This is a genomic window from Methanothermobacter sp. (genome assembly GCF_030055425.1).
Lineage (GTDB): Archaea > Methanobacteriota > Methanobacteria > Methanobacteriales > Methanothermobacteraceae > Methanothermobacter.
Genome location: NZ_JASFYE010000012.1, coordinates 1 through 11,605 on the forward strand (window position 1 = coordinate 1; position 11,605 = coordinate 11,605).

An 11,605-nucleotide genomic window follows, 5' to 3' on the forward strand; every position below is an offset into this window, starting at 1 on the left:
CTGCTTTCAATCACTGCTTTTGTGACTGCAAGCCTATCTGGAATATACATCTTTGTGAAGAACCCCAGGAGCCGTTTCAACAGGGCACTCCTTGCTTTTTCGGCACTTGTCGCATACCTTTCACTCACAGATTTCGGCCTTTACATCTCTGAATCCTATGGGATGGCAGCCCTCTGGGTCAGGATGGGGTTCCTCTGGCCATTCGTGGTTCCGGTGATCCTTCACATGGTAATGATATTCACGGGAAGAATGAGAAGATGGTACACTCTCGCAGCACTCTACGTACCGGCCTTTATATTTTCAGCCCTTGAACTGACAACCGACCTCATAACGGCGGGCCCGCTGCTTAAACCATGGGGATGGACCTTCGCAGCATCCAGATCTGCAGCGTATGACCTTTCAACCATCTGGGGACTCGCTGTTGGGATAATTGCACTTATACTTGTTGTGATTCACCTCAGGTCCTCCTCACGTGAAGGGAGGACCCAGGGACTCTACCTTTTCACTGGCCTCATACTTCCCATTGTAACTGGATTTTTAACTGACCTCGTGCTTCCATTGATGGGCATTGAGGTCCCATCACTCACGAACCCGGCCACTGCAGTGGGGGTCTCCATCATAGCCTACGGGGTGCTCAGGTTTCACATACCAGTGCTCAGTCCAATGAACGCAGCGATGGATATTGTGAGGAACATGAACAGTTTCCTCATCATAACAGACCTTGAATTCAGGATATCCTATGTTAACCCGGCAGCCGAGAGGTTAACGGGTTTCAGTGCAGCGGAACTTCTGGGAAGAAGGATAGATGAGGTCATGGAATTTGAGGGTAAACTATCTGAGATGATGGAATCCATGGTGGAGTCGGCCCTGAAATCAGGGGATGGGGCGGTACCCGTTGTTGTATCCGCTGGCCACATCCATGGAGGTGGAGGGGAACACGTGGGCCTACTCTTCACAGGATCAGATATAAGGCCGATAAAGGAGATGGAGAAAAAACTTAAAAGGAGGGAGGAACGCCTTGTGCTGCTCACAGAGCACATGGCTGATGGCCTCGGTGAATTTGACAGGGACTTCAACTTCAGATACCTCAGCCCATCAGTGAAAAATATAACTGGTTACGGACATGGGCACCTCCTCAACAGGTCAGCCATCGAGTTCCTGGATTACGTGCATCCGGATGACCGGGAGAATGTCAGGGAACTCATCATGAGTGATGAGGAAATGCACAGGGCAACATTCAGGATAAAAAGGCCAGATGGAAGCTACAGGTGGGTGGAGTATGTTGACAGGCCCATCCGCAGAGATGGTGTTATCAGTGGTTACGTATTCGGCCTGAGGGATATACATGAACATAAACTCGCAGAGGAGGCCCTCAGGGTGAGCCGGGAGAAATTCAGGGAGCTTTTCAGGAACATGAATTCAGGGGTAATCGTTTTAAGTCCGGCTAAAGGCGGATTCAGGGTTTTATCCATGAATCCAGCCGCTGAGGAGATGGATGGTGTCGTCTGTGGGGACGTTAAGGGAATGGAACTTGAAAGGGCACTTCCAGGAATCGCAGAGTCCAGCATCAGAGAAGCCCTTGAAGGGGTGACCGGGAATGATGGACCACTCTACCTTCCCGAGGTTAAACATGGTGATAGATGGCTTGAAGTGTACATATACAGGCTCTCAACAGGTGAGGTTGTCATAATATGCGGGGATATAACCCTCAGAAAGGAGTATGAGGAGAGGCTGAGATCCTCCCTAAGGGAAAAGGAGGCGCTTCTGAGGGAGGTGCACCACAGGGTCAAGAACAACTTCCAGATAATATCCAGCCTCATAAACCTCCAGTTAGATGAAATCCAGGATGCAGCACCCCTCCTGGACCTTCAGAGCAGGGTTCAGTCCATGGCCCTCGTACATGAACTTCTCTACGAATCTGAGGATATAACCAGAATCGACATGAGGCGCTACATTGAGAGGCTCACATCATCCATCCTGGACAGCTACCATGCAGCGGGAGTAGAACTGAATGTCTCGGCCAAGGATGTGACTCTCCCAATCGAGACAGCAGTGCCCCTGGGTCTCATAATAAATGAACTCATCACAAATTCCGTGAAACATGCATTCAGTGAGGGGGGCGAGATCACAGTGAAACTGGAATCAGAGGGTGATGATTTCACACTCACCATCTCAGATAATGGGGTGGGACTTCCACCGGACTTTGTACTTGAGGAGTCTGATTCACTGGGCCTGAAACTTGTAAGTGGCCTTGTGGATCAGCTGGACGGGGACCTTGAAGTGGATATGGAGGATGGAACTGAATTCAGGGTTAGGTTCTCGGTTGTGCCCTACAGGCCCAGAATATAGAAGGGCAAACTTTAAGTTAAAATGCACTGGATCATTTAACATGGTACTCACACCAAGGGATGATGTTCTGAGGGCTGTTAGAAATTACTTTGAAAGTGAGCGCCGGGATGGTATAAACAGGCGCACTGAAGCATGGCGTTCACTTTCAGATAGCTTCATGAGAACCGCTGATGGCTCATACACCCTGGAGTCAGATTCCTGTGGGGAGGCCATGCACACCCGGAGTGGAGCCATAACAGAGTCCTTTGAAAAATTTGTAAGGCCCTCTATACCACCTGATGCAGAGGAAATCCGGGTTCTCGACCTCTGTTCTGGCCTCGGGTACAATACAGCGGCGCTCCTTGAATTCACATCTGACGGTGAGGTTACAGTGGACATGGTGGAGGTCTCCCCTGAGACACTGGCAGCGGCCCTCATAGTCCCATCACCGGTAAAATCCCATGAACTTGTCAGGGCTGCCTATGAGGACCACCTGATGGATATGGGAATCGTAAGCATAAGGGCATCTCCCCCACCACCCCCTGAGGTCAACCTGCGGGTTCACTGTGAGGATGCAAGGGAGACGCTTCAGAAACTGGAGGCTGAATACTATGACGCCATCTTCCTTGACGCATTCAGTCCCGGGGTTTCACCTGAACTCTACACTGTGGAGTTTCTATCACAGATAGCCAGGGTTATAAAGCCAGATGGAGTCCTTGCAACCTACACCTCCGCGGCCCCCCTGAGATCCGCCCTTATAGATGTGGGGTTCCATGTTGGTGCCGGCCCGGTATTTGGAAGGAAATCTGCAGGCACACTGGCCTCAATGGATCCCTCAAAGATTAAAGAGCCCCTGGACTGGAGGGATGAGAGAATGGTGGCCCTCAGTGATGCAGGGGTGCCCTACAGGGATCCCACACTTTCTTCAGATGGTGAAACCATAATTGAGAGACGTAGACTTGAGCGCATGGTAATTCGTGGTGTTACAAGGATATCATCCGCAGTTAAAACCCCCATATACCTCGGAGTATCCGTTGAAGGTGACAGGATCGGGCGCAGAGTCCGGCGGAACCTTGAAAGGATGGGGATATCCAATACGACGGGAGGGGAGGCACTCTACATAATATGCCCACAGATGGATGAATGTGTATGTGGCTGTGGAGAGGAAAGGGCGGCAACCTCAAGGGCGAGGGTACTCTCAATGAGGAGGAGACTGCTGGAAGTGGCCAGTTTCAGAGGGTGATACAGGAAAATTCAATCTGGTAGTTCATCGGGTTTTTGGTGTTCTACTTTAAATCATATTAAAGAGGATTCAATGCTGTATATAAGAATTGATAATTCATATTTATTAGCGGATTCACTGAGTTTAATGTTAACATTAAGGTAATTTCATATTTTTCAGAGCGGATTCGATGAGTTTAATGGTTTAGTACGGGAGGATTTCATGTTTGAGATAAGATCAAAGGACAACCTGGGAAGAACAGGTGTCCTCAAGACAGAACACGGAGAGGTCAGGACACCGGCACTGATGCCTGTTATACATCCGGGTAAGCAGACCATTGACGTTAAGAGCTTCGGCGCTGAGATCGTGATAACCAATGCATACATAATCTACAGGAACCCTGAACTCAGGGATAAGGCACTGAGAAAGGGTGTCCATGGACTCATAAACTTCGAGGGGCCCGTAATGACGGATTCGGGTTCATTCCAGCTCTCAGAGTACGGCGACGTTGAGGTTGAAAACCATGAAATAGTCCGCTTCCAGGATGAGATAGGAACAGACATAGGGACGTCCCTGGATATACCGACGCCGCCTGGTGTGAGCCACAGGAGGGCCCTTGAGGAGGTTGAAGTCACACTTCAAAGGGCAAGGGAGTCCCTTGAGTACCGGGAGAGGATGATGCTCAACGCCGTTGTACAGGGATCAACCCACCCTGACCTCAGGAGGTACTGCGCCTCACAGCTTGCAGAGCTCCCGGTGGAACTCCACCCTATAGGTGCCGTTGTACCTCTAATGGAGTCCTACAGGTACAGGGAGCTGGTTGATGCTGTACTATCCTCTGTTTCAGAACTTCCGCCATCAAGGCCAAGGCACCTCATGGGGGCTGGACATCCAATGATATTCGCCCTCGCGGCCTCCATGGGATGCGACCTCTTTGATTCGGCGGCCTACATACTCTATGCAGAGGATGGTCGTCTTCTGAGCACAGAGGGGACATATAAACTTGAGAACCTCCAGGAGATGCCGTGCTCATGCAGGGTATGCACGGATTATACACCATCGGAGCTCCGCGGGATGGAGGCTGAGGATAGAAGGAACCTCATAGCTGAACACAACCTCCATGTGAGCTTTGCAGAGATAAGGAAGGTCCGCCAGGCAATTTATGATGGGAGCCTAATGGAACTTGTTGAGGAGAGATGCAGGGCACATCCAAGACTCCTTGAGGGATACAGGAGGATGTCGGCTTACGTTGAACTCTCTGAGAGATTCGAGCCAAGGTCCAAACGCTCAGCATTCTTCTACACTGGACCAGAATCACTGGGCCGTGTTGAGGTTCACAGGCATCTTCAGTGGGTCAGGAAAAACCTGAGGGGAAGGATGGCAATCGCAGGCCCATCAAGGAAACCCTACTCATCCAGTTTACCATCAAGGATCAGTGGTTTTCGCTCAATGAAACCCCAGCCTGATGGGGAATGGAGTGTGGTGGTTGCAGACGTGCCCTTTGGCCTCATACCCCTTGAACTTGACCAGGTCTACCCCCTGGCCCAGAGCGATGCACCGGGTATCATGGACCTGGAGGCCAGGCACTTCCTGAGGGAACTGATACTCGACCTTGAGGGAGACGTGATCATAAGTGAGGACCTCTGCAGTGAACTCGGACTTCAGCTTCAACACACCTATTCAGGGGAGGTGGAGACCTATGTTGATGACCTTGACCGTATAAGGATGATTGCAGAGTACCAGTTCGGTGAGGGATCAGGTAAAGTGCTTTTCCCTGATGATGTCAGGATTGAGAGGAGCCGTAACACAGGGAAGATAAGGCACATCTACTCAGGAGAGAAACTTATATGCACCATGAGGGCATCTGACGGCCTCTTTGTGCTTTCAGCCGAGGGTGCCAGGAGGCTTCATGATGGCACAGCCTACCCCCGCTGCAGGGTGGCTGTGAATGAGGAGTCTGAACCATTTGCAAGGGAGGGCAGGAGTGTATTTGCAAAGTTTATAATTGACTGCGACAATAATATAAGGGCCGGCGATGAAGTTTTAATTGTTAACGCTCATGATGAACTTCTGGCCACAGGCAGGGCCCTCCTCTGTGCCGAGGAGATGATGGACCTCAACCATGGCCAGGCAGTGAAAACCAGGAAAGGAGGATTTTAAATGATACCGGGCATGGGAATGAACCCAAAGCAGCTGAAACAGATGCAGAGGGCCATGAAGCAGATGGGAATGGATATGAAGGACCTCCGTGGCGTTGAGGAGGTTGTTATCAAACTCAAGAAGAAGGAGATCATAATAAAAAATCCCCGCGTAAATGTCATGGACTTCATGGGCCAGAAGACCTATCAGGTGACAGGCAAGGCCCGTGAACGTGACCTTGAAGCTGAGGTTAAGATACCCGAGGATGACATTGAACTTGTCATGAACCAGACCGGTGTAAGCCGGGAGGAAGCCACCAGGGCCCTTCAGGAAACCGGGGGTGACCTGGCAGAGGCCATTATGAGGTTGAGCTGATGGTCTTAATAGCCCATATCTCGGATCTCCATGTGGGCGCACCCAACTTCAAGGAGGACATACTCCTTGAGGCCATAAGACAGATAAATGAGCTTAAACCTGACGCAACCGTTATAACCGGTGACCTTACAGATAATGGCTATTACCTTGAATTCCTGCAGGCCGCTGAGTACCTCAGCGACCTCAGGGGTCCCCACATATTTGTTCCAGGGAACCATGATGCAAGGCATGTGGGAAACGAGACCTTTGAGGATGTCTTCAGGTACAGGAAGGGGACCTTTGTGATGGATGAACTCACAATAATAGGGCTTGACAGCAGTGAGCCTGATCTTGACTATGGCAAGATAGGGAGGTCCCAGCAGATCTGGATGGAGGAGGAACTTGAGAGGGCCTCGGAGAGGGGACATTTCAGGGTTATAGCCCTCCACCACCACATAATACCTGTTCCCAAGACCGGCCGTGAGAGGAACGTACTTGCAGATGCAGGGGACATACTCTATTCAATAATCAGGAGGGGCGCTGACCTTGTGATATCGGGCCACAAGCATGTCCCCCATGTCTGGAGGGTTGAGGACACGTTCTTTGTAACCGCCGGGACGGTTTCATCCCTTAAACTGAGGGGTAAAGATATTAATTCATATAATACATATTACATTAATGAGGATTCTATAAGAATAGTTCTCAACCAGGTTCAGGGAGAAAGGATTGAACTGGCATCCCACAGCCTGCGGGAATAATCTCATTCAGGTGGTTACTTGAGGGTAATTATAGATGCATCGAACGTCGCCCATTCAAGGAAAAACGACGATGATAGGCCATGCATAGAGAATATACTGTCAGCGGCAGAGGAGCTTGAAAAACTCGGCTATGAACCTGTTATAATTGCCGATGCATCCCTGCGCCATGAGATAGATGATAAGGAGAAGTTCAGGAAACTCCTGGAGGAGGGAAAATTCCAGCAGGTGCCCTCAGGTACCACGGCTGATCACTTCATACTCAAGATGGCAGAGGAGGAGGATGCCAAGATACTCTCAAATGATGTCTTCAGGGAGTATAAGGACGAGTTTCAGGATATAAACAGCAGGAGGATACCCTACACATTCAGGGATGACAGGATCCTCATAGGGACCTCTGGAAAGCCAAAGAAGGTTAAGAACATCCTCCAGAAAATCTGCACCGAGACCCTCAAGGAATTCGAGAAAAAGAGGATAGACTCATATAAGGCCAAAAGGGGCAAGAAACTCAGCGGGATAGCCATAGCCAAGGAGGCCATTGACAGGATAAGCAGAAGTCAGGAGGATGGTCTTGAACCCAAACTTGAGGGCATATTCATGAAGCTCCCCCTCTTTGAGAAGTTCATGAGCATGGTGGAGGAGGTGGAGCGGACCAGCAACTACATAATATTCGTGCTGGTGCACCCCAGGGACTACAGGGAGGCGGTGAAGTACGCCGGCAACATTGCTGTAACGGTTGGTGACAGACTCAAACTGGAGCACGCCCCCCTGGTGGCTGTAAGGAACGACCTCTTCCTGAAACCCGGCACATTTGAACTGAACATAATGTACTCTGAGGACGTCATGGAGGAGGCCCCCTACAATGTCAACATAACCATAAATGATCACGATTACAGTTTTGTTAAGAAGAACTCAAGGAACATAGCAAGTACAATCGCAGCCAGGATAGGATCATGGAGGTTCCCCATAGTATCTGTTAAACCGAGCATGCTGCTTGAGAAGCCAGGGGAATTCGACGTGGTTCTTGAGAAGGGAGGCAATGATTGATGGTCATGGATTATCTGCTAAGGAAGATACTGGGTTTTTTCATTGGACACAGGGTTCTGAGTATCGGGACCAAGTACATGCCCACCAACAGCACAGAAAGGGAATACGTGGACATGCTCAACTACACAAAGACGATGCTCATAGAGATTGAAAGGGCCCATATCAACACCAGCAACATCTTTGATAACCTCACAAGGGAACTTGGAACTGAAAACATCCCCAAGAACAGAAAGTTCATTGAACTCAAACCTGCAGAGAACAGGGTTGATGAGTATGCGCTCCTCAGCAACATAATAATGGGAAGCGACCGCTACCTCTACATTGAGGTCTTCAACGGCGGACGGATAATGGATGAATTCGTGTCCATAATAGAGAAGGAGAAGGGGAGGATCATAGAGAAGAGTTCAAGTGAGATACTCGCAAGGTTCCTCTCCAAGAACGACGCCATAAGGGTTGCCATAAAACTGATAGGCGCAGGTAGCAGGAGGGGGATAAATGTCAGGGCCGCCGCCGGGATGACAGGGGCAGCGGCAATTGAGAGGGCCATAAACCTCAACAGGGAGATAGGTGAGGTTCCCGGTGTTGGTTTCACAAAGCTTGGAGGGGAATTTGCGATAATATTCACCAGTGAATTTGAACCGCTCTCAGGCAGCCCATCATACCGTGACAACTACCTCTTCATTGACATGATCGACTCAACAGGCTTCATAGAGAGGTTTGGCCGTGACAGCCTTGTTGAGATAATGAACGATATAAAGGCCTATATGGAGAATGACTGCAGGGGAAAGATCGAGGGTTACCGTGAGGGTGGGGACGACCTCATAGCAAATTTTCCCACAAAGGACATGGCTCTGAGGGCGGGGATAGATTCCGCATGGCATGCAATGGATAACGGTGCCAACATAAGGGTGGGTATCGGAAAGACCAGGCGGGAGGCCGGTGAGAGGGCCCAGATTGCCGACAGCATAAAGCTCTGGAACCCCACATCAATCATGATATTTGATGTTGCAGATGGGATATACGGTTACTTCATCCCCTCACCCTTCACAAGGTCTGTTATTGACTTTCTGATGCATAAAAAGTCTGTGGCGCTCCTTGTATTTGTCTTTGTGTTTGTGGCCACCTTCCTTGGCTGGAATATGGGGCACTGGGAGTTTGGTCTTATCGCAATCCTCCTTGCCGTTATCTATGCTGCCACGGCATGAAAAGGAAAGTTATTTAAGGGTACTTCAAGATAATAATAAGGGGAATTGAAATGAGACCTGAAACCGAGGCTAAAATCATTGTTAGCTTCCTGATTTCCCTCATAGCATTTGGCTGCGGGTCAGGTCTGGGCATTGTTATAGGTCTTTCCAACGATAATATTACTGCAGTGGATATTAACGATACTCCATCCAGTGATGTCCAGCTCTCCCCCAGCAGCACCAACCACCTGCCCCTCAACGGGATAAAGGAGCGCGGCAGGGAGGAAGCCCAGAACAGTTACGGGGAAGTCAATGTTGTTAACAGCAACCAGGGGCCCTCCAACAATACAACCTTCTGAGGGGGTCCCACTGAACTTTTTTTGGTAGGAGTGGAAACTATGAAAATCAGGTTCATTGAAGGCGGTGTCTGCGCAGTTGATGGAGTGCTTGCTGCGGGTTGCCGTGAAGGTAAATATGGCGTTGGGCTTATCGTCACCAGAAACGCAACTGCAGCGGGTGTTTTAACATCCAACAGGGTCCGGGCAGAACCTGTTAAACTGACTGAAAAGGTCCTTGAGGGTGGCATAATTTCAGCAATGGTTGCAAACAGTGGAAACGCCAACTGTTTCACAGGAAAAGAGGGGATGGATGATGCCCTCAGGATGGCCAGGGTAACAGCAGCATCCCTCCAGGTGGATGCTGGTGAAGTTGCTGTTGCATCAACTGGCGTTATAGGGAGGAGGATGCCCATCAGGAAGATCGAATCCCTCATAAGAAGGGCTGCTGATCAACTTGAAAACTCTCCGGAAGCCTCAGGGAATCTTGCATCTGCAATAATGACCACGGACACATTCCCCAAGGAGGTTGCGGTGGAGTTCCAGCTTGAAGGCGGTGAGACCGCCCGTATAGGTGCGGTTGCCAAGGGTTCAGGTATGATAGCACCAAACATGGCCACCATGCTCTCCTTCATAACAACTGATGTTGATGCATCACCTTCAGAGCTCAGGGAGGCCCTCAGGAGGGCAGTTGATGACACATTCAACATGCTCATAGTGGACGGTGATGAGAGCACCAATGACATGGTTATAATAGCATCAACCTGCAGATCAGGGAGGATAGATGAGAACTTCACTGAGGCCCTTGTGGTCGTCTGCAGGGAACTTGCCCGTATGATGGCCCGTGACGGTGAGGGCGCCACCAAATCATTCCAGGTTGACGTGGTGAATGCCAGGACAAGGGAGGATGCAAGGAGGGCCGCCAGGGCAATCGCAGGTTCATCCCTCGTTAAGACGGCAATATTCGGGGCCGACCCCAACTGGGGACGTATAGTTGCGGCTGCAGGATATTCAGGTGCAGAATTTGACCCCGACAGGATAGGTGTGACACTCGAATCTGAGAGCGGATCTGTGGGAATAGTCGAGGAGGGGAATGTCCTGGCCTTTGAGGGTACACCTGAACTTGAACTTGCAGAGAGGATAATGGGTGATGATGAAATAAGGATAACAGTTGACCTCAACGCCGGCAGTGAATCGGCAACTGCATACGGCTGTGATCTCACCTACGACTATGTGAGGATAAATGCTGAGTACACGACTTAGTATAAGGCTTAGGATAAATACCGAGTATAGGACCTGAATTAGGATAAATGCCAGATATAAAGATTATTAGGGTGTTTGAATGAAGACCGTTAACATTCTGGTGGAGGCACTCCCCTACATAAAGAAGTTTCACAAGAAAAAGATAATGATAAAGTATGGTGGCCACGCCATGATAGATGAGGCTGCCATGGACTCAACCGCACGGGATACTGTGCTCTTGAAGTATGTGGGTATGGAGCCGGTGGTTGTCCATGGAGGCGGCCCTGAGATTTCAAGGGCCATGAACAAGATGGGCAAGGAGCCAAAGTTCATAGAGGGCCTCAGGGTTACAGATGAGGAGACCATGGAGATAGTCAAGATGGTACTTGTGGGTAAGATAAACACGAGCATCGTCTCAAAGATATGCTACCATGGCGGAAGGGCCATAGGACTGTCAGGTAAGGACAGTAACCTTCTCCTTGCAAAAAAGAGGGCGCCACATGTTGTTAAGGATGCTGAGACAGGTGAAAAGAGGGAGATAGACCTTGGACTTGTGGGTGAGATTGAGTCGGTGGACCCCGGCATAATCAACATGCTCACAGATAACAACTACATCCCTGTGATATCACCCATAGGTGTTGACAGGAACGCCAACACACTCAACCTCAATGCAGATACGGTTGCAGGCGAGGTTGCAGCGGGTATAGGGGCAGAGAAACTTATAGTCTTAACAGATGTGCCTGGAATACTCGAGGACCCCTCAGATCCCGACACCCTCATAAGGAAGGTGAGTGTTGATGAACTCAGCGACCTTGTAAAGAGCGGTATAGTTGAGGGGGGGATGCTCCCCAAGACACTCACATGCATACAGGCCATAAATGATGGTGTCTCATCGGCCCATATAATAGATGGAAGGGTTGAGCACTCCCTTCTACTTGAAATATTCACAAAGAAGGGTATTGGGACTATGATAACCAAGTGATTGCTTCGTGTTCTCTT

The 11,605-nt window shown here is 49.9% G+C and carries 10 protein-coding genes; all 10 read left to right on the top strand.

Annotation, left to right across the window (positions count from 1 at the left end; all coding sequences use genetic code 11):
* Nucleotides 1-2,349 (top strand): PAS domain S-box protein (locus tag QFX39_RS08945; RefSeq protein WP_300479774.1); only part of this gene is annotated, 2,349 nt, incomplete at its 5' end.
* Between the two features lie 40 nt (nucleotides 2,350-2,389).
* Nucleotides 2,390-3,571, top strand: coding sequence for an MnmC family methyltransferase (locus QFX39_RS08950; protein ID WP_300479777.1), 1,182 nt, complete (start codon nucleotides 2,390-2,392; stop codon nucleotides 3,569-3,571).
* A 201-nt stretch (nucleotides 3,572-3,772) separates the two neighbouring features.
* Nucleotides 3,773-5,710 (top strand): tRNA guanosine(15) transglycosylase TgtA, encoded by a 1,938-nt coding sequence (tgtA, locus tag QFX39_RS08955; RefSeq protein ID WP_300479779.1) that lies wholly within the window; start codon nucleotides 3,773-3,775, stop codon nucleotides 5,708-5,710.
* Nucleotides 5,711-6,064, top strand: a complete 354-nt coding sequence (locus QFX39_RS08960; protein WP_237780173.1) for a nascent polypeptide-associated complex protein — start codon at nucleotides 5,711-5,713, stop codon at nucleotides 6,062-6,064.
* Nucleotides 6,064-6,801 carry a metallophosphoesterase gene (locus QFX39_RS08965; RefSeq protein WP_300479783.1) on the top strand — a complete coding sequence of 246 codons (738 nt, stop codon included), beginning with the start codon at nucleotides 6,064-6,066 and terminating at the stop codon, nucleotides 6,799-6,801. Before QFX39_RS08960 ends, QFX39_RS08965 begins: the two co-directional genes overlap by 1 nt.
* 18 nt (nucleotides 6,802-6,819) lie before the next feature.
* Complete coding sequence (locus QFX39_RS08970) at nucleotides 6,820-7,845, top strand: Zc3h12a-like ribonuclease (protein ID WP_300479785.1); 1,026 nt, start codon at nucleotides 6,820-6,822, stop codon at nucleotides 7,843-7,845.
* Nucleotides 7,845-9,050: a hypothetical protein gene (locus QFX39_RS08975; RefSeq protein ID WP_300479794.1), complete on the top strand. Its 1,206-nt coding sequence runs from the start codon at nucleotides 7,845-7,847 to the stop codon at nucleotides 9,048-9,050. The genes QFX39_RS08970 and QFX39_RS08975 overlap by 1 nt, the downstream gene beginning before the upstream one ends.
* Before the next feature lie 50 nt (nucleotides 9,051-9,100).
* A complete protein-coding gene (locus QFX39_RS08980) occupies nucleotides 9,101-9,388 on the top strand; it encodes a hypothetical protein (RefSeq protein WP_300479787.1) in 288 nt (95 codons plus the stop codon).
* Nucleotides 9,389-9,427: 39 nt separating this feature from the next.
* The gene (gene argJ / locus QFX39_RS08985) at nucleotides 9,428-10,627 is read left to right on the top strand and encodes a bifunctional ornithine acetyltransferase/N-acetylglutamate synthase (RefSeq protein ID WP_300479790.1); all 1,200 of its coding nucleotides are present in this window, start codon (nucleotides 9,428-9,430) and stop codon (nucleotides 10,625-10,627) included.
* A gap of 79 nt (nucleotides 10,628-10,706) precedes the next feature.
* Nucleotides 10,707-11,588, top strand: coding sequence for an acetylglutamate kinase (gene argB / locus QFX39_RS08990; RefSeq protein WP_300479792.1), 882 nt, complete (start codon nucleotides 10,707-10,709; stop codon nucleotides 11,586-11,588).
* Nucleotides 11,589-11,605 lie beyond the last annotated feature (17 nt).